Source organism: Aeromonas sp. S2(2024) (assembly GCF_041402505.1).
In the GTDB taxonomy this organism is placed as follows: Bacteria; Pseudomonadota; Gammaproteobacteria; order Enterobacterales; family Aeromonadaceae; genus Aeromonas; species Aeromonas media.
The window spans coordinates 262,239-285,053 of sequence record NZ_JBGLRL010000003.1; the positions used below are offsets into that span (position 1 = coordinate 262,239).

At 62.1% G+C, this 22,815-nt stretch carries 21 protein-coding genes and 1 other RNA gene; 4 read left to right on the plus strand and 18 right to left on the minus strand.

The features are described 5' to 3' along the window. Positions 1-97: 97 nt before the first annotated feature. The 17 genes from lpxC to rsmI all read right to left on the minus strand — a co-directional run bounded on the left by lpxC (position 98) and on the right by rsmI (position 18,864). Positions 98-1,021 carry a UDP-3-O-acyl-N-acetylglucosamine deacetylase gene (lpxC, locus tag ACB039_RS05395; protein WP_025328453.1) on the minus strand — a complete coding sequence of 308 codons (924 nt, stop codon included), beginning with the start codon at positions 1,019-1,021 and terminating at the stop codon, positions 98-100. 101 nt (positions 1,022-1,122) lie between these two features. Beyond that, positions 1,123-2,274 carry a cell division protein FtsZ gene (gene ftsZ / locus ACB039_RS05400; RefSeq protein WP_005305686.1) on the minus strand — a complete coding sequence of 384 codons (1,152 nt, stop codon included), beginning with the start codon at positions 2,272-2,274 and terminating at the stop codon, positions 1,123-1,125. 39 nt (positions 2,275-2,313) lie between these two features. After that, positions 2,314-3,573 carry a cell division protein FtsA gene (ftsA, locus tag ACB039_RS05405; RefSeq protein WP_025328454.1) on the minus strand — a complete coding sequence of 420 codons (1,260 nt, stop codon included), beginning with the start codon at positions 3,571-3,573 and terminating at the stop codon, positions 2,314-2,316. Further along, positions 3,554-4,306, minus strand: a complete 753-nt coding sequence (locus ACB039_RS05410; protein ID WP_171274318.1) for a cell division protein FtsQ/DivIB — start codon at positions 4,304-4,306, stop codon at positions 3,554-3,556. The genes ftsA and ACB039_RS05410 overlap by 20 nt, the downstream gene beginning before the upstream one ends. A gap of 97 nt (positions 4,307-4,403) precedes the next feature. Beyond that, the gene (gene murC, locus ACB039_RS05415; RefSeq protein ID WP_371165271.1) at positions 4,404-5,858 is read right to left on the minus strand and encodes a UDP-N-acetylmuramate--L-alanine ligase; all 1,455 of its coding nucleotides are present in this window, start codon (positions 5,856-5,858) and stop codon (positions 4,404-4,406) included. Positions 5,859-5,967: 109 nt separating this feature from the next. Further along, positions 5,968-7,053 carry an undecaprenyldiphospho-muramoylpentapeptide beta-N-acetylglucosaminyltransferase gene (murG, locus tag ACB039_RS05420; protein ID WP_371165272.1) on the minus strand — a complete coding sequence of 362 codons (1,086 nt, stop codon included), beginning with the start codon at positions 7,051-7,053 and terminating at the stop codon, positions 5,968-5,970. Continuing rightward, positions 7,050-8,234 carry a cell division protein FtsW gene (gene ftsW, locus ACB039_RS05425; RefSeq protein ID WP_005332106.1) on the minus strand — a complete coding sequence of 395 codons (1,185 nt, stop codon included), beginning with the start codon at positions 8,232-8,234 and terminating at the stop codon, positions 7,050-7,052. Before ftsW ends, murG begins: the two co-directional genes overlap by 4 nt. Continuing rightward, the gene (murD, locus tag ACB039_RS05430) at positions 8,231-9,514 is read right to left on the minus strand and encodes a UDP-N-acetylmuramoyl-L-alanine--D-glutamate ligase (protein ID WP_005332104.1); all 1,284 of its coding nucleotides are present in this window, start codon (positions 9,512-9,514) and stop codon (positions 8,231-8,233) included. Before murD ends, ftsW begins: the two co-directional genes overlap by 4 nt. Positions 9,515-9,517: 3 nt before the next feature. Next, positions 9,518-10,600: a phospho-N-acetylmuramoyl-pentapeptide-transferase gene (gene mraY / locus ACB039_RS05435; protein WP_005332102.1), complete on the minus strand. Its 1,083-nt coding sequence runs from the start codon at positions 10,598-10,600 to the stop codon at positions 9,518-9,520. Continuing rightward, positions 10,594-11,949, minus strand: coding sequence for a UDP-N-acetylmuramoyl-tripeptide--D-alanyl-D-alanine ligase (gene murF / locus ACB039_RS05440; protein WP_041204900.1), 1,356 nt, complete (start codon positions 11,947-11,949; stop codon positions 10,594-10,596). Before murF ends, mraY begins: the two co-directional genes overlap by 7 nt. Beyond that, positions 11,946-13,430 (minus strand): UDP-N-acetylmuramoyl-L-alanyl-D-glutamate--2,6-diaminopimelate ligase, encoded by a 1,485-nt coding sequence (gene murE / locus ACB039_RS05445; RefSeq protein ID WP_139751896.1) that lies wholly within the window; start codon positions 13,428-13,430, stop codon positions 11,946-11,948. Before murE ends, murF begins: the two co-directional genes overlap by 4 nt. 104 nt (positions 13,431-13,534) lie before the next feature. Further along, complete coding sequence (locus ACB039_RS05450; RefSeq protein ID WP_139751892.1) at positions 13,535-15,301, minus strand: penicillin-binding transpeptidase domain-containing protein; 1,767 nt, start codon at positions 15,299-15,301, stop codon at positions 13,535-13,537. Then, the gene (gene ftsL / locus ACB039_RS05455; protein ID WP_005332094.1) at positions 15,298-15,612 is read right to left on the minus strand and encodes a cell division protein FtsL; all 315 of its coding nucleotides are present in this window, start codon (positions 15,610-15,612) and stop codon (positions 15,298-15,300) included. Before ftsL ends, ACB039_RS05450 begins: the two co-directional genes overlap by 4 nt. 3 nt (positions 15,613-15,615) lie before the next feature. After that, on the minus strand, positions 15,616-16,554 hold the full coding sequence (rsmH, locus tag ACB039_RS05460) for a 16S rRNA (cytosine(1402)-N(4))-methyltransferase RsmH (RefSeq protein ID WP_218410014.1): 939 nt from the start codon (positions 16,552-16,554) through the stop codon (positions 15,616-15,618). Continuing rightward, positions 16,555-17,013 carry a division/cell wall cluster transcriptional repressor MraZ gene (mraZ, locus tag ACB039_RS05465; RefSeq protein ID WP_005332092.1) on the minus strand — a complete coding sequence of 153 codons (459 nt, stop codon included), beginning with the start codon at positions 17,011-17,013 and terminating at the stop codon, positions 16,555-16,557. It abuts the gene before it with no gap. A 443-nt stretch (positions 17,014-17,456) separates the two neighbouring features. After that, an RNA gene (rnpB, locus tag ACB039_RS05470) (RNase P RNA component class A) lies at positions 17,457-17,843 on the minus strand. Between the two features lie 187 nt (positions 17,844-18,030). Next, the gene (gene rsmI, locus ACB039_RS05475) at positions 18,031-18,864 is read right to left on the minus strand and encodes a 16S rRNA (cytidine(1402)-2'-O)-methyltransferase (protein WP_041204888.1); all 834 of its coding nucleotides are present in this window, start codon (positions 18,862-18,864) and stop codon (positions 18,031-18,033) included. Positions 18,865-19,063: 199 nt separating this feature from the next. On the opposite strand from rsmI, the gene ACB039_RS05480 reads away from it, so the two are divergent. From ACB039_RS05480 to dolP, 4 genes are read left to right on the plus strand one after another with little or no spacing between them, the layout of a single operon-like run. After that, entirely contained in the window at positions 19,064-20,854 is a 1,791-nt protein-coding gene (locus ACB039_RS05480) for a penicillin-binding protein activator (protein ID WP_005331397.1), read from the plus strand. Continuing rightward, positions 20,772-21,167, plus strand: coding sequence for a YraN family protein (locus tag ACB039_RS05485; RefSeq protein WP_081805612.1), 396 nt, complete (start codon positions 20,772-20,774; stop codon positions 21,165-21,167). The genes ACB039_RS05480 and ACB039_RS05485 overlap by 83 nt, the downstream gene beginning before the upstream one ends. Positions 21,168-21,176: 9 nt before the next feature. Further along, a complete protein-coding gene (locus ACB039_RS05490; RefSeq protein WP_005331389.1) occupies positions 21,177-21,767 on the plus strand; it encodes an SIS domain-containing protein in 591 nt (196 codons plus the stop codon). A gap of 4 nt (positions 21,768-21,771) precedes the next feature. After that, on the plus strand, positions 21,772-22,350 hold the full coding sequence (gene dolP / locus ACB039_RS05495) for a division/outer membrane stress-associated lipid-binding lipoprotein (protein WP_005331387.1): 579 nt from the start codon (positions 21,772-21,774) through the stop codon (positions 22,348-22,350). 46 nt (positions 22,351-22,396) lie between these two features. On the opposite strand, the gene ACB039_RS05500 is transcribed toward dolP, so the two are convergent. Further along, positions 22,397-22,804 (minus strand): ClpXP protease specificity-enhancing factor, encoded by a 408-nt coding sequence (locus tag ACB039_RS05500; protein WP_025328512.1) that lies wholly within the window; start codon positions 22,802-22,804, stop codon positions 22,397-22,399. Between the last annotated feature and the right edge of the window lie 11 nt (positions 22,805-22,815).

A 22,815-nucleotide genomic window follows, 5' to 3' on the forward strand; every position in this document is an offset into this window, starting at 1 on the left:
GGCAATAAAACCGGGAGATAATCGGTATTAAAGGATGGAATAAACAAATGACAGGACGTCGGTGCGGAGAGATGACCGACGTCCTGTTGCACAGCTATCAGGCCAGAACCAGACCGTTATCGTAGTAAGCGATGGGCGCTTTGTCGCCCTCACCCTCGAAGGTCACCAGTTCCCAGGCCTCCTGCTTGGCCAGCAAGGCACGCAGCAGTTTGTTGTTCAGGGCATGGCCCGTCTTGTAGGCACGGAATTCGCCGATGATGCTGCGGTTGCACATATAGAGGTCGCCGATGGCATCCAGCATCTTGTGCTTGACGAACTCGTCCTCGTAACGCAGACCATCTTCGTTCAGCACCCGGTAGTCATCCAGTACCACGGCGTTTTCCAAGCTTCCGCCCAGGGCCAGGTTCTGGGAACGCAGGTACTCGATGTCACGCATGAAGCCGAAGGTACGGGCACGGCTGATCTCTTTCACGAAAGAGGCACCGGAGAAGTCCAGCACGCAACGCTGGTTGCGGCCTTCAAATACCGGATGCTGGAAATCGATCTCGAGATCCATCTTGAAGCCGTTGCGATAGGGGTGGAATTCCGCCCACTTGTCGCCGTCTTCAACCCGGATGCTCTGCTTGATCCGCACGAACTGCTTGGGCGCATTCTGCTCACGGATACCCACTTCTTGCAGCAGGTAGATGAACGGGTGCGCACTGCCGTCCATCACCGGGATTTCGGGTGCGTCAACCTCGACATAGAGGTTGTCGATCCCCATCCCGGCCAGAGCGGCAGAGAGGTGTTCGATGGTTGACACGCGGACACCGGCTTCGTTTACCAGAGCGGTACAAAGCACGGTATCACGCACCTGATCGGCGTTGGCTGGCAGCGCGACCACAGGATTCAGATCGGTACGCAAGTAAACGATCCCTGTGTTAACAGGCGCCGGACGGAACGTCATTGTGACTTTCCGGCCCGAATGCAGGCCCACACCGGTGGCCTGGACACTCGTTTTCAAGGTTCTTTGTCTAATCATGGGCGTATCCGCTTAACAGCTCAAATTCCTGACCAGATGGTCGTTGCCGGGCCATCTTAGCACAATCCTTAAGCAACAAACAAACCAGGTCCATGCGAGACTTAGTCAGCTTGCTTGCGCAGGAACGCAGGAATATCGAGATAATCCGGTTCGCGACGAGCTTGCGGCTCGGCGTTCACCACCTTGGCCGGGGCCTCTTCCATCACGCGAGACTGCAGGGCTTCGCTGATCAGGGGCTGACGGGCCGGACGCTCTTGTACCATATTATTTTTTACGAGCGTGATGTCGGGCTTGCGCTCGGCACCGATGCCGGTCGCCACCACGGTGACCCGCAGTTCGTCGTGCATTTCCGGGTCGATTACGGTACCCACCACAACGGTGGCGTTCTCGGAGGCGAAGGCCTTGACCGCGTTACCCACGGTTTCGAACTCTTCGATGGTCATGTCCATGCCGGCGGTGATGTTGACCAGGATGCCACGGGCACCGGCCAGATCCACATCTTCCAGCAACGGGCTGGAGATGGCCTTCTCGGCCGCTTCTTCGGCACGGTCATCACCGGAGGCGGAGCCGGTACCCATCATGGCGGTACCCATCTCGCGCATCACGGTACGCACGTCCGCGAAGTCGACGTTGATCAGGCCCGGACGGGTGATCAGCTCGGCAATGCCCTGTACCGCACCCAGCAGTACATCGTTGGCCGCCTTGAAGGCGTCCAGCAGGGAGATGCCACGACCCAGCACCTTCAGCAACTTGTCGTTGGGGATGGTGATCAGGGAATCGACGTTCTTGGACAGCTCCTCGATACCGTGAGCGGCGAAGCCCATCCGCTTCTTCCCTTCGAAGGAGAACGGCTTGGTCACGACGGCGACGGTCAGGATACCCATCTCGCGGGCCACTTCGGCCACGATAGGTGCGGCACCGGTGCCTGTACCACCACCCATGCCGGCGGCGATGAAGACCATGTCTGAACCGGTCAGCAGCTCACGCAGCGCTTCCCTGTCTTCCATGGCGGCATCACGGCCCACTTCCGGATTGGCTCCGGCTCCCAGACCCTTGGTGATGCCACCGCCGATCTGCAGAGTCGTGTTGGCACTGGAGTTGCGCAGTGCCTGGGCGTCGGTGTTGACGGTAATGAACTCAACACCCTCGATGTTTTGACGAACCATGTGCTCGACTGCGTTGCCGCCGCCGCCACCCACACCTATCACCTTGATGACGGCTTCGTCAGTGTGGCTATCCATAAATTCAAACATGTTGTCTCTCCGCTTTATTTGCCTGACTCAGCAAAATCTTTAGAACTCGCCACGCAACCAGTTGCTGACCCGTTTGACCAGCCCACCTACGCTTGCCTTGGCGGCATATTCCTTGCTACTGCCGGTGGATTGATTGGTACGGCCGTACTGCAGCAGCCCGACCGCAGTCGAGTACACAGGTGCCTGCACGTAATCGCTCAATCCCCGAATGTTCATGGGTTCGCCCACCCGGACCTGGCTCTGGAAGATCTGCTCTGCGCACTCCACAATGCCTTCGATCTGGGCCGCGCCACCGGTCAATACCACACCGGCCGCCAGCTGATGCTTGACCCCCTGTGCCTTCAATTCGCTCTGCACCCGTACCAGCTCGTCATTCACCATGGAGAGCAATTCCGTGTAGCGGGGTTCAATCACTTCAGCCAGTGTCTGCCGTTGCAGGCTGCGCGCCGGGCGACCGCCGACACTGGGGACTTCAATATTGTCTTCCTTGCTGACCAGGCGGCCGAGGGCGCAACCGTAGCGCACCTTGATCGCTTCCGCGTCCAGTGGCGGTGTGCCAAAGGCGTAGGCGATGTCGCTGGTCACAGTGCTGCCAGCGTAAGGGATCACCTTGGTGTGGCGCAGGGCACCGCCGGTAAACAGCGACATGTCCATGGTCCCGCCACCGATGTCCACCACGCAGACACCCAGCTCCTTCTCGTCTTCGGTCAGCACGGCATAGCTGGAAGCCAGGGCCGAAAAGATCAGCTGATCCACCCGCAGACCCACCTTCTCCACACATTTCTCGATGTTGCGAGCCATGTCGTTGTGGCAGGTGATCAGGTGCACCTTGGCCGCCATCCGCACGCCGGAGAGACCGACCGGATTCTTGATGCCTTCCTGATAGTCGATGGCAAACTCCTGAGGCAGCACGTGCAGCACCCGCAGCTCATCGGACAGTCGTACCGACTTGGCGGTGTGGATGACGTTGTCCACGTCCTCCTGGGTCACCTCTTCGTCGGAGATGGGCACCATGCCGGTCTCGTTGCGGCAATCGATGTGCTTGCCGGACAGCCCCAGATAGACGGAGCTGATCTGGCAGTCGGCCATCATCTCGGCTTCTTCCACCGCGCGGCGCAGGGACTTGACCACGGAGTCGAGGTCGTTGACCCCGCCCTTCTCCATCCCGCGAGAAGCGTGGCTGCCCATGCCGATGACATTGAGTTCGCCATCGGGCAATACTTCGCCAACCAGTACCGCCACCTTGGTCGTGCCGATATCCAGTCCGACAATCAAATTTCTATCTGCGGTGTTGGTCATTCACTTTCTCTTCGCTTTTCTTCCAGCCAACGGCCATCCCGGTGTCGTATCGAAGATCCACGTAAGCAACCCGCTCACGGGGTTCGATGACCGGAAAGGCATCGATAAACCGCTGCAGGCGAAGCGCGATATCCGAGCGCCCCACGAACAGCTGAATGTTGCCATCCAGGGTCAGTTCCCAGGCATGGCGGGGGGTCAGATTCACCCCCAACAACTTGTATCCCCTGGCCGCCAGCAGCGTCTCGTACTGATGGCTGGCTTCCAGCACCTTTGCGGCCTGATCATCGGGCCCGGACAACTGCATCAGGGGTTTCTTCACCCTGTCCGGCGCACTGAACACCTCACCCTTTGTGTTGACGAAGCGGTTGCCGTTCCAGCGTGCCGCTACATCCTGTTCGGTGAGGTAGACCTTGATCTTGTTCGGCCACTTCTTGCGTACCGAGACCTGGGCCACCCAGGGCAGGGCGTTCAAACGCCCCTGCAATTCGTTCACGTCCAACTCGAAGAAGTTGCGCAACTCGGCGCCATCCAGCACGGCCGCGCGCAACTCATCGGCTTTCAAATATTCGTGTTGCCCCTGCAGCAACAGCTCGCTCATGGGCAACCGACTGGCATCCGTCAGCCAGTCTTTAACATCCAGCGCAGTCTGGTAGAGCCCCCACATGACCAGGATGAAAAATGCCACCCCGGCGATGAAGCCCCCCTTGGTGCGCCCTTGTGCCCTTGCCTCCACCCGATCGATCCCCGTATAACGCGCCATGCCGGCCACTTGCAGACCGGTTCGCCATTATATAGGCCCCGGCTTGGCGGTCAAAATACTCATTGGGCCCTCAGGCACCGGATTTCATGCTATCTACGCTCAATTTCATCTCACCGAGACGGCGGGCCAGTGCCCCGACGTTACCGGCGCCCTGAGTCAGCACCAGATCCCCCTCGCCAATCAGGTCGGCCAGCACCGCCGGCACATCGTCAGGCGTTGCGACAAAGATGGGTTCCAGGGTGCCGCGAGAGCGGATGGAGCGGCACAGGGCACGGCCATCGGCACCCGGAATCGGCTCTTCACCGGCGGCATACACCTCCAGCATCACCAGCACATCCACCTTGGAGAGCACGTCGGCGAAATCTTCGTAGAGATCCCGGGTCCGGCTGTAACGGTGTGGCTGGAACACCATGACCAGTCGCTTCTCTGGCCAGCCGGCGCGAGCGGCGTTGATGGTCACCTTGACCTCGCTCGGGTGGTGACCGTAATCATCCACCAGCATGGCCTTGCCACGACCCGTCTCGAACTCGCCATATTGCTGGAAGCGGCGGCCCACCCCTTCGAACTTGGCGAGCGCCTGGATGATGGCCTCGTCACCAATGCCGTCTTCGGTCGCAACCGCGATGGCGGCGGCGGCGTTGAGCGCATTGTGGATGCCCGGCAGATTCAGGGTGACGGTCAGCTCGCCGGTATCCTTGCGACGAACCCGGAAGCGGCTGCGGTTGCTGGTCTGCACGAAGTCCAGCACCTGTACATCGGCATCTTCGGAAAGGCCGTAGGTCAGGGTCGGACGGGCGATCTCCGGCAGCATGCCACGGATCACGGGATCATCCACGCACACCACGGCCAGACCGTAGAACGGCAGGTTGTGCAGGAAGTCGATGAAGGTGGCTTTGAGCCTGGAGAAGTCGCCACCATAGGTGTCCATGTGATCCGCTTCGATGTTGGTCACGATGGAAACCATGGGTTGCAGATGCAGGAAGGAGGCGTCGCTCTCGTCCGCCTCGGCGATCAGATAGCGGCTGCTGCCCAGGCGGGCGTTGGTGCCGGCGCTGTTGAGCAGACCGCCGATGACGAAGGTCGGGTCGCGATCGGCTTCGGCATAGATGCTCGCCACCAGACTGGTAGTGGTGGTCTTGCCGTGAGTGCCGGCGACGGCAACTCCGTGGCGGAAGCGCATCAGCTCGGCCAGCATCTCGGCACGGCGCACCACGGGAATGCGCAGCTCGCGGGCGGCCAGCAACTCGGGGTTGTCCTGCTTGATGGCGGTGGACACCACCACCACGCTCGCCTCGTTCACGTGCTCGGCACTGTGTCCCACGAAGATATGAGCCCCCAGGGATGCGAGCCGTTCGGTCACCGCATTGCGGGACAGATCGGAGCCGGAAATTTGATAGCCCTCGTTAGCAAGCACCTCGGCGATCCCCCCCATACCGGCACCACCTATGCCGATGAAGTGGATGCGACGCACGCGGCGCATTTCGGGGATTACGGTACGCAGTTTTGCCAGTTCAACCTTGGTCATAGCTCTCTCTTCATGTCTGCCGCCAGCCGCTTGCCCACATCGGCAACCTGCTCGGCGGCATCAATATATACGGGGACAAGACTGCACGGCCTGGCCTGTACAATCTTGCTCAACATGCTTTCTCACTCTGCCCGCTGGCGAGCCGCTTGCACTCATCGGCCACCCGCTCGGCGGCATCGATGATGGCGACGCGGCGCGCGGCCTGGGCCATGTTCAACAGGGTTTCCCTGCGCCCGGCGAGCCAGGAGAGACGCGCCGCCAGGGAGGCCGGGGTCAGCTCGGATTGGGGCAGGAACTCCGCCGCCCCGCCATCGACCAGGGTCAGGGCGTTGCGGGTCTGGTGATCATCCACCGCATGGGGCAGCGGCACGAAGATGGCGGCCACACCGGCGGCAGCCACTTCGGAGACCGTCAGGGCACCAGCCCGGCACACCACCAGGTCGGCCCAGGCGTAGGCATCGGCCATGTCCTTGATAAACTCGCTCACCTCGGCCTCGACGCCCTGCACGGCATAGGCCTGCGCGACAGCCTCCCGGTTGCCCTTGCCGCACTGGTGGCGCACCGCGATGGGCACACCGGCGGCTGCGACCGCTGGCGGCACCTGTTCGTTGAGCACCCGGGCTCCCAGGCTGCCGCCGACGATCAGCAGCCGCAGCGGCTCGCTGCTGCTACGCAGCTGGGGATCCGGCAGCGCCACCACTTCGGGGCGCACCGGGTTGCCCACCACGGCGGTACGGGCATTGGGAGCGAAGGCGCCAGGGAAGGCCATCAGCACCCGCTTGGCCAGACGTGCCAGCAGCTTGTTGGTCATGCCGGCTGCCGCGTTCTGCTCGTGCAGCAGCAGCGGAATGCCGGAGAGCCAGGCGGCAACACCGCCCGGACCGGAGGCGAAGCCCCCCATGCCGAGCACCACGTCGGGCTGGATGGTCTTGAGCACCTGGCGGGCCTGCAGCACGGATTTGACGATCCGGTAGGGCGCCGCCAGCAACCGCTTGATGCCGTTGCCACGCACCCCCTGGATGTCGATGAAGGAGATGGGGTAGCCATGGGCGGGCACCAGCTCGGCCTCCATCCGGTCGGCGGTACCGAGCCAGTGAATAGTCCAGCCCTGTGCCTTGAGGCGATCGGCCACGGCAAGCCCGGGGAACACATGGCCCCCGGTACCGCCCGCCATCACCAGTAACGTCTTGCTCACGCAACCTCCCGCACGCGCGCCTGGGCACTGGCCTGGCGCAACTCGAAATCGATACGAATCAACATGCTCACCGCCACCATCATGATGATGAGACTGGAACCACCGTAACTGACCAGCGGCAGGGTCAGGCCCTTGGTCGGCATCATGCCGCTGGCGGCGCCGACGTTGACGAAGGTCTGGAAGCTGAACCAGATGCCGATGCCGATGGCCAGATAGCCTTCATACAGGCGCTCTGATACCAGCGCCTGATGACCGAGCTTGAGCGCCTTCACCGCCAGCGAAAAGATGAGGAAGAGCGCACCCAGTACGCCCACATACCCCAGCTCCTCGCCCAGGATGGCAAACACGAAGTCGGTGTGGGCCTCCGGCAGGTACTCCATCTTCTGGATGGAGTTGCCGAGCCCCTCGCCAAACCAGCTGCCACGACCGAACGCCATCAGGGACTGGGTCAGCTGGTAGCCGCTGCCGAACGGATCGGCCCAGGGATCCAGGAAGGAGGTGACACGCCGCATCCGGTAGGGCTCGGCGATGATCAGGGTCACCACAGCGCTCACCCCCACCAGGATGAGGCCGATGAACTGCACCATGCGGGCCCCCGCCAGGAACAGCATGCCGAGGGAGGTGACGAACATCACCACCACGGAGCCGAGATCGGGCTGGGCCAGCAGCAGAATGGCCACCACGAACAACACCGCCATGGGTTTCATGAAACCGATGAAGCGCTCGCGCACCTCGCTCTGACGGCGCACCAGGTAACCCGCCAGATAGACGAACAGCGCCAGCTTGCCGAACTCGGCCGGCTGCAGGTTGAAGGGGCCGAGTGGCAGCCAGCGCACCGAACCGTTGACGCTGCGGCCCACCAGCAACACCATCACCAGCAGCACGATGGCCAGCAGCAACATGGGGCCGTTGTACTGCTGCCAGCGCGCCATGGGCACCTGCAGCACGAACCAGGAGATGCCGAGCGCCATCACCAGAAACATCCCGTGACGCTTCACGAACATGAAGGGGTCATCGCCGAGGGCTATCCCTTCGGGGATGGAGGCGGAGGCCACGATCACCAACCCTACCGACATCAACGCCAGCGCCAGCACCACCAGCTGCCTGTCGTAGAGACCTGCAGGGCGCGCAGGCAACAGCCAGCGCTGCAAAAAGCCTGCGACGACGCGAAGGGCGTTCATAGCGTCATCACCAGTTCGGTGAAACGATCACCGCGCGCTTCGAAAGACGTGAACTGATCCAGGCTGGCACAGGCCGGCGCCAGCAGTACCCAGTCACCGGGCCTGGCGTCGACTGCGGCCTTGGCCACGGCGTCGTCGAGGGAGGCGACCTGCTCAGTCTGCTCACCCAGCGCGAGCAGGATGTCCGCATCCTGGCCGAAGCAATACATGTGATCGATCTGGTTGCCGAGCAGCGCCTGCACCGGACCGAAATCCTGCCCCTTGCCCTGGCCACCGGCCAGCAACAGCAGGCGGCCTTTCACCGATTCACGCACACCGGCCACGGCGGCCAGGGTGGCCCCCACGTTGGTGGCCTTGGAGTCGTTGATCCAGCGCACCCCGTTTACTTCCCGCACGAAGCGGGCACGGTGGGGCAGGCCTTCGAAGCGGCGCAGCACGGCGAGTTGCGGCTCACGGGGAATCCCGACCGCATCGCACAGGGCCATGGCCGCCAAGGCGTTGGCCTGATTGTGGGCACCAACTATCTTCATCTCGTCCACGGCGAGCAGCGGCTCCCCGTGCAGGGTCAGCCAGTGGCGGCCATCCAGCTCGCAGCGACCGTAACCATTGCAATCGAGCCCGAAGCTCTGCCACACCTGACCCACGTCGGGCAGGGTCTGAGGATCGTCCCGGTTGACCAGGATGTGCTGGGAGTGCTGATGGATCTCCTGCTTGGCGGCGCGGTAATCCGCCATGCCCTCATAGCGATCCATGTGATCCTCGGAGAGGTTCAGCACCACGGACGCCGCGGCACGCAGGCTGTAGGTAGTCTCGAGCTGGAAGCTGGAGAGCTCCAGCACACAGAGATCCATGGGCTGCTTGAGCAGCTCGAGCGCCGGGGTGCCGATGTTGCCACCCACGCCCACCTTGAGGCCGGCCTCGGCGATCATCTCTCCCACTAGCGTGGTGACGGTGCTCTTGCCGTTGGAGCCGGTGATGGCGATGACGGGGGTCTGGGTCTCGCGCACGAACAGTTCGATGTCGCCGACGATGCGCACCCCGAACTCGGCTGCGGCTTTCAGTTCGGGGGTCGCCAGGGCGATACCCGGACTCGCCACTATCATGTGCGCCTGCTTGAGCAGATCGCCGTCCAGCCCGTGAACGAGCTCCACCTCGGGGGGAAGTTGCTCCTTACCCGGCGGATTGGCGCGGGTATCCATCACCAGGGGCGTCACGCCACGACCGAGGAAGTAGTCGACGCAGGAGAGTCCGGTTTTGCCGAGTCCGATGATGATGACCATGGCTTACCTCACCTTCAGGGTGGCGAGGCCGAGCAGCACCAGCATGAGGGTGATGATCCAGAAGCGCACAATGACTCGCGGCTCCGGCCAGCCCTTCTTCTCATAGTGGTGATGGATGGGCGCCATGCGGAAGATGCGCACGCCGCGCAGCTTGTAGGACCCCACCTGCAGGATCACCGAGACTGTCTCCATCACGAAGACGCCCCCCATGATCACCAGCAGGAACTCCTGACGCACCAGCACGGCGATGGTGCCGAGCGCGCCGCCGAGGGCCAGGGAGCCGACGTCCCCCATGAAGACCTGGGCCGGATAGGTGTTGAACCAGAGGAACCCCAGACCCGCCCCGACGATGGCGGTACAGACGATCACCAGCTCGGAGGTGTAGGGCACGTAGGGAATGTGCAGGTAGTTCGCGAAGTTCACGTTGCCGGTGGCCCAGGCGACAAAGGCGAAGCCACCTGCCACCATCACGGTCGGCATGATGGCCAGTCCATCCAGGCCGTCGGTCAGGTTGACCGCGTTGGAGGTACCGACGATGACGAAATAGGTCAGCACGATGAACATCAGACCGAGCTGCGGCATCACATCCTTGAGGAAGGGCACCACCAGCTGGGTCTGACCGTCATGGGTCGCGGTGGCATAGAGGAACACCGCCACGGCCAGGGCAACGGCGGATTGCCAGAAGTACTTCCAGCGGGCGATCAGGCCGTCGGTATTCTTGCGCACCACCTTGAGGTAGTCGTCGGCAAAGCCGATGGCACCGTAGGCACCGAGCACGAACAGCACCAGCCAGACATAGGGATTGTCGAGGCGGCTCCAGAGCAGCACTGAGATGAAGATGGCCGCGATGATCATCAGCCCCCCCATGGTCGGGGTGCCCTTCTTGCTGAGGTGTGACTCGGGGCCGTCGTTGCGGATCACCTGACCGAATTTCAGGATCTGCAGACGACGGATGAGGCGCGGCCCCATCCAGAGCGCCACCACCAGACCGGTGATGATCGACAGGATGGCGCGGAACGTCAGGTAGGAGAAGACGTTGAAGAAGGTGAAGTGCGGGGTGAGCAGTTCCGCCAGCCAGACTAGCATGTGGCTGACTCCTGACGGTCAACGACCATCTTGACGATATCTTCCATGCGGGACCCGCGGGCACCCTTGACCAGGATCGAGATTTCTTGATGTGTATTTATCATTTGCGCAAGCACTTCAAACAACGACGCCTTGTTATCGAAATGTCGACCCGCCGCGGCATCTGCGGTGTGACGACTCTGTTCCCCTACCGTCAGCACGGCGTCGAGGCTCTGTTCGCGGGCGTGGTGTCCAACCCGGGCGTGCTGGGCCGCGGACTCCTCCCCCAACTCCTTCATGTCACCAAACACCAGCACCTTGTAGCCGCTCATGGCGGTCAGGGCATCGATGCCCGCCAGCACGGACTCCACGCTGGCGTTGTAGGTGTCATCCACCAGGGTGAGGCCACCCCAGCGTTGCACGCAGAAGCGGCCCTTGACCGGTGCCATCTGCTCCAGCCCGGCCTTGACCGAGGCGAGCGAGGCGCCCAGCGCCAGCGTACCGGCAGCGGCAGCCAGGGCGTTGGCCACGTTGTGGCGGCCCGGAATGGCCAGGGTCAGGGTTAATTCCCCCTGAGGGGTCACCATCACGAATTCGGCGCAGCCCTGCCCGTTGAGTACGATGTCACGGGCGTGGAACGGCTGGCTCTGATCCTCGAGGGAGAAGGCGCAATGAATGCCCTTCGCCTGCCACTTCGGCCAGAACTCGTTGTCAGCATTGACGATGGCTGTGCCACCCTCGCTCAGGCCCTCAAAAATTTCGCTCTTGGCGTGGAACACCCCTTCCAGGGAGCCGAACCCCTCCAGATGGGCGGCGGCCACGTTGTTGATGATGGCGGCATCGGGTTGGGCCAGCGACGTGGTCCAGGCGATCTCGCCGGGGTGATTGGCACCCAGCTCCATCACAGCAAACTGGTGCTGCGCCTCGAGGCGCAGCAGGGTGAGCGGCACCCCCACCTCGTTGTTGAAGTTGCCGGCGGTGGCCAGCACCTCCCCTTCCTGGCGCAGGATGGCAGTCGCCATCTCCTTCACCGTGGTCTTGCCACAACTGCCAGTGATGGCCAGCACTTTCGGGTTGATCCGCTCGCGTACCAGCTTGCCGAGGCGACCCAGCCCCTTGAGGGTATCGGCCACTACCAGTTGCGGAATGGCCAGCGGCAGCTCGCGCTCCACCAGCAGGACAGAGGCCCCTGCCTGAACGGCCTGGTCGCAAAAATCGTGGGCGTCGAAACGCTCGCCACGCAGCGCGACGAACAGCGCCCCCTTGCCCAGAGTGCGGGTGTCGGTACTGACTGCCGTGATCTCGTGATCGCCACCGATCAGACGGGCATCGAGCACCTGCGCCAGGTCGGCAAGCCTGAGGGTCATCATGTGAATGACTCCATTAATGTGTGCAACGCGGCTGCGACGGTTTCCCGATCGCTGTAGTGCCGCTTGTCGGTTCCAATGATCTGATAATCCTCGTGGCCCTTACCGGCCACCAGGATGATGTCCTGCTTGCTCGCCTGGCTGAGGGCCAGCGCAATCGCCTTGACCCTGTCGTGCTCGATCTGCACCAGACCGGGATCACGAAGGCCCGCCACCATGTCCGCCATTATCTGCTCCGGCGCCTCGGTACGGGGATTGTCGTCGGTCAGGATCACGCAGTCCGCATGTTGCTCCGCCATGGCGGCCATCATGGGCCGCTTGCCGCGATCCCGGTCGCCACCACAGCCCACCAGACACCAGAGCCGGCCTTCGCAGTGCACCCGCAGGGCCTGCAATGCCTTCTCCAGCGCATCCGGGGTATGGGCATAATCGACCACCGCCAGCGGCGCCTTGCCACCGCCGAAGCACTCCATGCGACCGGTCACTGGTTGCAGTTTCGGGGCGCTGGCCAACAGTGCATCGAAGTCATAACCCAGTACCAGCATGGCGCCCATGGCGGCCAGCACATTGCTGACGTTGAAGCGGCCGAGCAAGGGGGCGGATAATACACCATTCCCCCAGCTGGAGTTAATGCGCGTGTCAAATCCTTGTTGGTGGAAATGGGGGTCCTGCGCCGTCAACTGTCGCCCGGCATGGTTTTCAATCGGGCCATGCACGCCGAAGGCCACCGCGCCGGGGTAGGCTGCCAGCCACTGGCGCCCCAGACGGTCGTCGGCATTGATGACGGCGCAGGGCTCGTCCACCAGTTTCAGCAACTCTTCCTTGGCGGCACCATAGGCCTCCATGGTGCCGTGATAATCCAGGTGATCACGGCTCAGGTTGGTGAACACAGCCGCGGAAAACGGCAGAGCTGCGACGCGATGCTGCACCAGACCGTGGCTGGAGACCTCCATCGCCACCAGATCGGCTCCCTGCTGTTGCAGCGCCGCCAGATTGGCCTGCACCTGGACGGCGCTGCCGGTGGTGTTTTCCGCTTCGATCAGATTGCCAAACAGGCCGTTGCCTATGGTACCCATCACCCCGGCCTTGCCTCCCAGCAGGGTGCGCCAGTTGGCGACCAGCAAGGCCGTGGTGCTCTTGCCGTTGGTGCCAGTGATGCCCACCAACTGCAGCTTCTGCGCCGGATGGTCATAGAAATGGCCAGCCAGTTCGGAGAGGCGAGCGGGCAGATCCTTGAGCCCGAAACAGGGGATGGAAGTGACGGGTGCAACGAATTCCCCATCCTCCTCAAACAGGACGGCGGTCGCTCCCTGAGCCACCGCCTGTTCGATGAAACGCCTGCCATCCATCTGGTGGCCCCGGATGGCCACGAAGAGAGAACCGGGCCCGACTCGCCGGCTGTCGAGCTGGATGTCGGTGAGGGGAAGCGCCGGGGCAGTGATGCCGAAATGGCTCATGAGTTGATCAAGTGCGCGGGGCGGCAACATGGGAAGCCTCCGAATGGACAGGAATGCAGACGCTCAGGGGACGGGGCGCCATGGAAAACACCCCGACAGTCGCGGGGTCGACAGAGAAACGCGGATGCCTGTCAGGTACGAGGTGCGCCATTGGCGGTCTCCGTACGGGCAAGCTTCGCCGGCACCTCAGGGGGGATGGCGTCGGGGCGAATATTGAAGAGCTGCAGCACGCCACCCATGGCCTCGGCGAATGGCGGGGTCGCCACGGCACCACCGTAATAGGCATCGCCCTTGGGCTCGTTGATCACCACCACCATGACGAAGCGGGGGTTGCTGGCCGGTGCGAAGCCGGCAAACCAGGCCATGTAATCCTTGCCGTAGCCACCGGCGACGGCGACCTTGGCGGTCCCACTCTTGCCACCGACCCGATAACCCGGGATCTGCGCCTTGGGAATGGCATTGCTGACCACGTACTCCAGCGCCTGCAGCATGGCGGTGGCGTTGTTGTGGTCGATGACCTGCTCACCCTTGGGTGGCGTGGTCACCTTGATGATGGAGAGCGGCACCCGCTTGCCCTTGTTGGCCAGGGTGGCATAGGCAGAAGCCAGCTGCAGCGGGGTGACCCGCAGGCCATAGCCGAACGAGAGGGTCGCCCGCTCGATGTCGGACCAGCGGCGGCGCTGGGGCAGCATGCCGCCGCTCTCCCCCATCAGGCCGCTACCGGTATCCATGCCGAAACCGACCATGCTGAGGGTGTTGATCATCTCCTGGGCCGGCATCCGCAGCGCGATCCGCGACATGCCGATGTTGGAGGAGTAGCGCAGTATGTCGTACAGATTGGTCGCCTTGTGAATGCTCACATCGCGGATCTGCTTGGCCCCGATGAACAGGGGACCACCGGGTATGGTGTCCTTCCAGCTGGTGACGCCCGCCTGCAGGGCACTGAGCAGGATCAAAGGCTTGACGGTCGAACCCGGCTCGTAGGTGTCGGTTACCACCCGGTTGCGCACCCGGAAGCTCTGATACTGGCCCCGGTTGTTCGGGTTGTAGGAGGGGGTGTTGACCATGGCGAGCACCTCGCCGGTCTTGACGTCCAGCATCACCATGGAGCCGGAGGTCGCCTTGTTCTCGTCGGTGGCGCGCTTGAGGGCGCGGTAGGCCAGCGCCTGCACCCGCTGATCGATACTGAGCTGCAGATCGTTGGCGTGCTTGCCCTCCTTGACCAGGCCGAGCCGCTCGATGACCCGGCCCTGCCTGTCCTTGCGCACCCGCATCTCGCCCGGGGTCGCGGTCAGCCATTCGTTGTAGCTGCGCTCTATCCCCTCGATGCCGCTGCCGTCGATGTTGGTCACCCCCACCAGGTGGGCGCTGATTTCGCCGGTCGGATAGAAACGGCGCGCCTCGGGGCGCAGGTAGATGCCCCCCAGCTTCAAACCTTTGATGTATTCCGCTACGGCAGGGGTCACCTGACGCTGCAGATAGACGAAGCGCTTGCTGGGGTTGGAGATGCGGTGCTTGAGGGTGTTGATGTCGAGCTTGAGCACGGCGGAGAGCGCCAGCCAGGCGCGTTCGTTGTGGATGGCGCCGGATTCGTGGACCGTCTTGGGATCGGCCCAGACCGCCTCGACCGGCACCGAGACCGCCAGCTGCTCGCCGTTGCGGTCGGTGATCATGCCGCGCACCGCCTGGGTGGAGGTGGTACGCAGGGAGCGCATGTCCCCTTCCTGGCGCAGTCTGTCCGGATCTATCACCTGGATCCAGGCCAGCCGCAAGATCAGCCCCGCAAACGCGATGCCGATGAAAAACACCAGCGTGCGAAAGCGCCACGGGTAGAGTGACGGTGCTTTAGCCTTGGCTTTGTCCTTTGCCGGAGCCTTGGTGGCGGCCTTGCGTGTCATGGTTGTGTAATTACCTTTTCGGTGGTCACCAACGGGCGAGCCATCTGCAATTTATCCATGGCCAGACTCGCCACCCGGGAGTGTTCGGCCAAGGTCCCCTGCTCCAGCAGCAGGTGCCGCCACTCGATGTTGAGCCTGTCCTCTTCCGCCATCAGGTCATTCTGCTTGGCCGTCAACCCGCGGGTCATGTTGGTCACCAGGATCACCGCAAAGGCGGTGATCAGTACGGCCAGGGTCAACACGACCTGCAGCTTGTGGCGCCAGAGATCGCTGATGATCTCTCTGGACAGATGAATCCGTACCTCACTCATGACTCAATCCGCCAGGCGCTGGGCGACTCGCAGCACCGAGCTGCGAGACCGGCTGTTTTCGGTGACTTCATGTTCGGAAGGTTTGAGCGCCTTGCCGACCGACTTCAACTTGCGGCCACCGGCCAGCTGAGCCTCGGTCAACGGGATGCCATGGGGCACTTCCGGCCCCTTCTCGTGCTTGCGAATGAAGTGCTTCACCAGCCGGTCTTCCAGGGAGTGGAAGCTGATGACGGAGAGACGACCATCGGTCGCCAGCGCCTGCAACGCACCGTTCAGCGCAGTCTCGATCTCGTCCAGCTCGCTGTTGATGTAGATGCGGATGGCCTGGAAGCTTCGGGTTGCCGCATGCTTGCCCTTCTCCTTGCTCGGATTGACCCGGGCAATCATCTCGGCCAGCTGACGGGTGCGCACGTAGGGCTCGGTCACCCGATCATGGACGATGGCGCGGGCAATCTTCTTGGCAAAGCGCTCCTCGCCGAAGGTCTTCAGCACCCAGGCGATGTCATCCACATCGGCGCGAGCCAGCCACTCGGCGGCGCTCTGGCCCGTGGTCGGGTCCATGCGCATGTCGAGGGGGCCGTCTTTCATGAAGCTGAAACCGCGCTCGGCGTCGTCGAGTTGGGGAGAAGAGACACCCAGATCCAGCAGGAAGCCGTCGACCTTGCCCAGCAAACCGCGATCGCTCAGGTAGCTGGTGATGCCGGAGAAGGGACCGTGCACGATCTCGAAGCGGGGATCCTGGATCTTGGCCGCCTCGGCAATGGCCTGGGGATCCCGGTCGATGGCGATCAACCGGCCGTTGGGACCCAGTTGCTGGAGAATGAGACGAGAGTGACCACCCCGGCCAAAGGTACCGTCGACGTAGATACCGTCCGGCTTGATGGCCAGCCCTTCGACGGCTTCGTGCAACAGCACTGTGATGTGTTCAGCGGCTTGGGTCATTTATAAAGAAAAGTCCTGTAGTCGTGGTGAACTTGCCCAATCGTCCTCGGGCAGGCCCAGAATGTCGTCATTGATCTGTTGTTGCCAGCGGGCTTCATCCCACAACTCAAACTTGTTGAGCTGGCCCACCAGCATGATCTTCTTGTCCAGCCCGGCGTGGCTACGCAGTGGCTGACTCAGCAGCAGACGGCCATTGCCATCCAGTTCGCACTCGGTCGCATGGCCGAGCAACATGCGCTGCAGGCGGCGTTCCGCCGGGTTGGTACTGGAAAGTGTCTTGAGCTTGCGCTCTATCTCTTCCCATTCACTCAGGGGGTAAAGCAGCAGACAGGGGTGGGCAATGTCGATGGTGCAGACCAGCTGGCCGTCGCGCTCGGAGCGCAGCCAATCTCGATATTTGGTCGGAATCGCCAGTCGCCCTTTGCTGTCCAGGCTGATGGCGTGAGCGCCACGCAACAAATTGCAGTCCCTGAAAATGAGTTAAGGGGGCAAATCGCCCGATAAAAACCACTTTGATCCACTTTTCTCCACCATGAAGTTTAAGGACGAGCAAGGGGCTTTTCAAGCAAGGATCTCGGGCAGGGGGAACATATTGACGCAGCGCAGGGAGGCTACAGATTAAATGAGTTGATTTTCCACAAGTTATTTGTGTTAAAGGCCATAGGATTAATTGCGAACATTTTTAAAATGAACAATGTGAAAGAAGTAACACATGCTGGAGTCTCCCCTCTTTTTACACAGTAATGCATGACAATCGTATGCAAACAAAATGCAATATATTGATTTACATGTAATTTTCATGATACCTCTCTATGTCGGCCAGTATCTTCATCCAATCTTTTGCTATTTTCTACCGCTATAAAAAAGAGCCTCGCGATAAATCGCAAGGCTCTTCAGGAATAGGTCGGAGTCGGCCTGTAAGCCGGGTTCTGTACCGGGTTGCCCCGGGTAGCAATCATTCCTCTAGGCCAGCAATCGCTCACTGGCTCAAGCAACCTACCCGCCCCCAACGCGGGCCGCGCCAATAGGGGCCTATTTGGTCTTGCTTCGGGTGGAGTTTACCGTGCCACGAACTGTTGCCAGTCGCGCGGTGCGCTCTTACCGCACCCTTTCACCCTTACCTGATCCCTTGCGGGCCATCGGCGGTTTGCTCTCTGTTGCACTGGTCGTAGGCTCGCGCCTCCCAGGCGTTACCTGGCACCCTGCCCTATGAAGCCCGGACTTTCCTCCCCTCCGCCCGTCTGTCCCGAGGGACACAACGACGAAGCAGCGATTGCCCAGCCGACTCCGAGGCGCGGATTATAGCCTCGTGACACAGTGGGGTAAACCGGCAATTCCCGTTTGCAGCAATTAATAGTGCGCCAACCCCTGCCAGCCGGGCCCACTCTTGCGGGCCCCCTGGCCTGCGCCAGTCAGAACGCTCTCATTTTGCCTATTTTTACGCCTTGGCGGTGCTCATTGGCCTGCTTGCACGGCTCAGTGGTGCTCGAGACCGTATTTGTAGAGGGCATTCTTCTTCACGCCGTGGATCTCGGCGGTCAAGGCCGCCGCTTTTTTCAGCGGCAGCTCCGCTACCAGCAGCCCAAGGGTGCGGATAGCCTCGGCGGGCAACTCTTCATCCACCTTGCTGGCACCGGCGACCACCAGCACGATTTCGCCACGGCAGCGATTATCGTCTTCTCCAAGCCAGGTCAGCATCTCGGAGGCAGGCAGACCGTGGATGGATTCGAAAGTCTTGGTCAGCTCGCGACACACCACCACCTGGCGTTCACCGAGAATGCGAGCGATGGCTTCCACCGTATCCTGCACCCGGCGCGGTGACTCATAGAACACCAGGGAGCGGGTGTCTTCGATGACGGCCTGCAGCCGATCGTCACGGCCCTTGGCTTTCGCAGGCAGAAATCCTTCGAAGGCGAAGCGATCTGTGGGCAGACCTGCGGCAGAGAGTGCCGTGATGGCGGCGCAAGGTCCCGGCAGCGGCACCACCTTGACCCCGGCCTCGCGACAGCGGGTGACCAGGTGATAGCCGGGGTCGCTGATGAGCGGGGTGCCCGCATCCGACACCAGGGCGATGCTCTTGCCCTCCTTGATCCGGTCGATCAGCACATCCGCCTTCTGTTGTTCGTTGTGATCGTGCAGGGCGAAGGTCGGCACCGAGATCTGGTAATGGCTGAGCAGGATGCCGGAGTGCCGGGTATCTTCGGCGGCCACCAGATCGACGCTGCGTAAAATGTCCAATGCACGCTGGGTGATATCCGCCAGATTACCGATGGGAGTGGGGACTATATACAGGGTTGGGGTGTCACTCATGGGATCTCCGAGTGTCCCGACAATTGTGTCGCCATATTGGCCCGTTTACACTATGGAGAACTTCAACACTGGTCGGGGAATGAACTTGAACCGGGTTACAAAGCAGCTAAGTGTATCACGACTCTTCGGCATCATACTCGCGGCAGTACTGCTCGCCGCCTGTGCGTCGGAGCCCAACCCATCTTCCGCGGAGCCCGGCATGCCGTCGGCGTTCTCGGATCTGACCAAGAATGCCCAATGGTATCTGGAGCAGGTGGATCCCGCCAAACCGGCTGAGGCCTTCACCTGGCAGGTGATGGCGGCGCGCAGCTATCTGGCGCTCGGCCAGGCCAAACCGGCCGCCGCCCTATATCAACAGTTGCAGAAGCAGGCCGGCAACCCGGTGCAGCAGGCACAACTGCAGCTGCTGCAGGCGCACCTCCTGCTGGCCCAGGGCAATGCCAATCAGGCCCTGATCCTGCTGGAAGGCAAGCCGGAAGTGGCCCTCGATGCCGATACCCAGAAGGATTGGTATCGCCAGCGGGTGGTGCTGCAACTGGACATCAACAACAAGTTTGGTGCCGCCAAGTCGCTGACCCTGCTGGAGCCTTACCTGGCCAAGAATGAGCTGGCCACCAACCACCAGCAGATCTGGTCCCTGCTGAAAAGCATGACCCCCTCCACCCTGCAGGCGCTGGAAGAGGCACCGGCCCCCGACGTGACCACTGGCTGGCTGCGACTGGCGGCACTGGTGAACGAATTCGGCGCCCAGCCGAGTCAACTCGCCCGCCAGCTCGCAGGCTGGAAGCAGAGCTTCCCGAACCATCCGGCCCAAACTGACATGCCGGCCGGCCTCGGGGATCTCGCCACCACGGACACAGGCACACTGCAGCAGGTCGCCGTCTTCCTGCCCCTCTCCGGCAACCTGGAGGCGCAAGGCGCCGCCATCCGCAACGGCATGCTGATGTCCTACAAGGAGAATCAGGGGCAATTCACCCTGAACTTCTATGACACTCAGGGCAAGGCGATGGGGGATCTCTACAAGCAGGCGATCCAGGAGGGGGCCAACATGATCATAGGCCCTCTGCTCAAAGACCAGGTCGAGGAGCTGCTCAAGGCCAGCCCGACCGTGCCGGTGCTGGCGCTCAACGAGCTGGACAAGCCGATCATCAACGACAACACCTTCTACTTCTCCCTCTCCGCCGCCGCCGATGCGAGCCAGGCCGCCCAGTACCTCTATGGTCAGGGTTACCGCAAGCCGCTGCTGATCGCGGCGCAAGGCCGGATTGGCTACAGCAGCATCAAGGCGTTCGAGCAGGCCTGGGCTGGCGTCAGCCAGGAGAAGCCCGTAGTCGCCACCTTCGGGGCGCGCAACGAGGTGCAGGGCATGGTCAAGAATGCCCTGAGCGGTCGTTCCACCGCCCGGGCCGGGGAGATAGTGCAGCTCTCTGATGCGGCGCCGCGCAGCATAGATGCCGTCTATGTGGTGGCCAACAGCCTGGAGACCCGGATGATCAAGCCCTATGTGGACATCTCGGTCAATCCCATGGGCAGCCTGCCCATCTACAGCAGCTCGCGAGGCTATGACAGCGGGGCGACCGAGGTGGCTTCCGAACTCAACGGCATGCACATCTCCGACATGCCGCTGCTGCTGGGAGGCTATGAGCAGCAACGGGAGCAGATAGCCCTGCTCTGGCCACAGACCCAGGGTGACCTGCTGCGCCTGTTTGCCCTCGGCTACGACGCGGTCAGTCTGGCCGGAAACCTGCCGCAGATGCGCAAGCTCAATGCCATGCAGCAACCGGGCATGAGCGGCCAACTGAGCGTGGATCCGCAGGGCAACATAGTGCGCATGCTGGACTGGGCCACCTACCAGAATGGCAAGCTGGTCAGCGACAGCGCCGTGCCCCAGCTGGAGGACACCACCCATGAAGAGGCTACTGGCACAACTGCACCAGCAGTGGTTGAACCTGTTGCCGTCGGCAGCGACGAGCAAGGGACAGCACTTTGAGCAAGTAGCGGAACGCTGGTTGCAGGCCCGCGGCCTGCAACCCGTGACCCGCAACTACCGCTGCCGTGGCGGTGAAATAGATCTGATCATGCGCCAGGGGGATACCCTGGTGTTTGTCGAGGTCAGATATCGCGCTCGGGCCAGCCATGGCGGAGCCGCCAGCTCGGTCACCCAACGCAAGCAGCACAAGATCGTGCTGGCCGCGCGCCACTATTTCAAGCAACATGCCATCAACGAGGCCAGCCAGGCCTGCCGATTCGATGTGATCGCGTTCGAGGGCGACCAGCCAGACTGGATCCAGAGCGCATTTTAAGAGGACCCCATGACTGATCCCATCAAAGAGAATTACACCGAAAGCATCCAGACCAAGATAGCCGCCGCCGAGGCGCTGCCGGACGCCATCCACACCGCGGCCCAGATGCTGACCATCTGCCTGCTCAATGGCCACAAGGTCATGGCATGCGGCAATGGCCCCTCCTCGGCCCTGGCACAGCTGTTCATCTCCGAGCTGGTCAACTGCTACGAGACACCACGCCCCTCCCTGCCCGGCCTGGCTCTGACCCCAGATATGGCCACCATCAGCGCCATCGCCACCGATCACGGCTTCGAAGAGGTCTATGCCAAGCAGATCAGGGCTCTGGGTCAGCCCGGCGACATCCTGGTGGTGCTCACCACCACGGGCAACAGCCGCAGCCTGATCAAGGCCGCCGAGGCGGCACTCTCCCGCGACATGACCATCATAGTGCTCGGGGGGGGCGACGGTGGCGAGATAGCCGGCCTGCTCGGGCCCAACGATGTGGAGATCCGCGTGCCATCCGCCCGCCGTCCTCGCATTCTGGAAGTGAATCTGTTGACCCTGCACTGCCTCTGTGATCTCATCGACCAGACACTTTTCCCGCAACAGGAAGATTGAAACCATGAAGAAGCCTATTCTCGCACTCGCCCTGCTGACCGGTGCCCTGCTGCTGCAAGGCTGTGCCGCCGTGGTAGTCGGTGGCGCAGCCGGTACCGCCAAGGCGACCGGGGATCGTCGCACCCTGGGTGCCCAGTGGGACGATCAGGCCATAGAGCTGAAGGCGGCCAATCTGCTGGCCGACAACAAGCCGCTGAGCGCCGCTAGCAAGATCAGCGTCTACAGCAACAACGGCCGCGTCTTGCTGGTCGGTCAGACACCCTCTGACGCATACAAGCAGGAGGCGGGCAAAATTGTGGGCCGGATCGAAGGGGTGCGTCATGTCTACAATGAGCTGCGTCTCGGCAAGCCGGTGAGCATAGGGGTGCGCAGCAACGATACCTGGATCACCTCCAAGGTACGGGCCGACATGCTGGGCACCAAGAACTTCGACAGTACCAAGGTCAAGGTAGTCACCGAGAACAGCGAGGTGTTTCTCATCGGCTTGGTGACCCGTCAGGAAGGGGATCAGGCAGTGGAGATCGCCCGCCACGTCAGTGGGGTCAAGCAGGTGATCAAGGCCTTCGAGTTTGCCCAGAACTAAGCGGGCAATGATGAGATAAAAAAACGCAGCCAGTTGGCTGCGTTTTTTATTTGATGACTTTCAGGGTCGGACGACCCGTCGGGCGCGGCGGCTCCGGCTCGGGTTCTACCGGTGCCTCGGCCTGCTCCAGCCAGAGATCGTAGCCCGGCTCAGGCGGGAACAGGGTTCCCACGCCGTTTTCCCTGGCATGAATGGCCAATATGGCCGCCATGGGAATATAGACCTGCTGTGACACGCCGCCGAAACGGGCGCTGAAGCTGACGGCATCATTATCCATGTGGAACTGGCCCACGGCCCGAGGCGCTATGTTCAGGACAATTTGCCCATCCTGCACAAACTGCATCGGTACCATCACATGGGGGATATTGGCATTGACCACCAGATGCGGGGTCAAGTCGTTATCCAGCAACCAGTCAAAAAACGCCCGCAACAAATAGGGGCGACTGGGTGTCATGGTCTGCTCCG

What these genes read in the sequence shown, in the direction of transcription:
- dolP (WP_005331387.1), top strand. Translation starts at nt 21,772, where the DNA reads ATGAAGAAGCCTATTCTCGCACTCGCCCTGCTGACCGGTGCCCTGCTG.
- ACB039_RS05450 (WP_139751892.1), bottom strand. Translation starts at nt 15,301, where the DNA reads ATGACACGCAAGGCCGCCACCAAGGCTCCGGCAAAGGACAAAGCCAAG.
- rsmH (WP_218410014.1), bottom strand. Translation starts at nt 16,554, where the DNA reads ATGACCCAAGCCGCTGAACACATCACAGTGCTGTTGCACGAAGCCGTC.
- ftsW (WP_005332106.1), bottom strand. Translation starts at nt 8,234, where the DNA reads ATGAACGCCCTTCGCGTCGTCGCAGGCTTTTTGCAGCGCTGGCTGTTG.
- murF (WP_041204900.1), bottom strand. Translation starts at nt 11,949, where the DNA reads ATGATGACCCTCAGGCTTGCCGACCTGGCGCAGGTGCTCGATGCCCGT.
- murC (WP_371165271.1), bottom strand. Translation starts at nt 5,858, where the DNA reads ATGACCAAGGTTGAACTGGCAAAACTGCGTACCGTAATCCCCGAAATG.
- ftsA (WP_025328454.1), bottom strand. Translation starts at nt 3,573, where the DNA reads ATGACCAACACCGCAGATAGAAATTTGATTGTCGGACTGGATATCGGC.
- lpxC (WP_025328453.1), bottom strand. Translation starts at nt 1,021, where the DNA reads ATGATTAGACAAAGAACCTTGAAAACGAGTGTCCAGGCCACCGGTGTG.
- ACB039_RS05490 (WP_005331389.1), top strand. Translation starts at nt 21,177, where the DNA reads ATGACTGATCCCATCAAAGAGAATTACACCGAAAGCATCCAGACCAAG.
- ACB039_RS05500 (WP_025328512.1), bottom strand. Translation starts at nt 22,804, where the DNA reads ATGACACCCAGTCGCCCCTATTTGTTGCGGGCGTTTTTTGACTGGTTG.
- rsmI (WP_041204888.1), bottom strand. Translation starts at nt 18,864, where the DNA reads ATGAGTGACACCCCAACCCTGTATATAGTCCCCACTCCCATCGGTAAT.
- ftsZ (WP_005305686.1), bottom strand. Translation starts at nt 2,274, where the DNA reads ATGTTTGAATTTATGGATAGCCACACTGACGAAGCCGTCATCAAGGTG.
- ACB039_RS05485 (WP_081805612.1), top strand. Translation starts at nt 20,772, where the DNA reads ATGAAGAGGCTACTGGCACAACTGCACCAGCAGTGGTTGAACCTGTTG.
- ACB039_RS05480 (WP_005331397.1), top strand. Translation starts at nt 19,064, where the DNA reads ATGCCGTCGGCGTTCTCGGATCTGACCAAGAATGCCCAATGGTATCTG.
- murD (WP_005332104.1), bottom strand. Translation starts at nt 9,514, where the DNA reads ATGGTCATCATCATCGGACTCGGCAAAACCGGACTCTCCTGCGTCGAC.
- mraY (WP_005332102.1), bottom strand. Translation starts at nt 10,600, where the DNA reads ATGCTAGTCTGGCTGGCGGAACTGCTCACCCCGCACTTCACCTTCTTC.
- ftsL (WP_005332094.1), bottom strand. Translation starts at nt 15,612, where the DNA reads ATGAGTGAGGTACGGATTCATCTGTCCAGAGAGATCATCAGCGATCTC.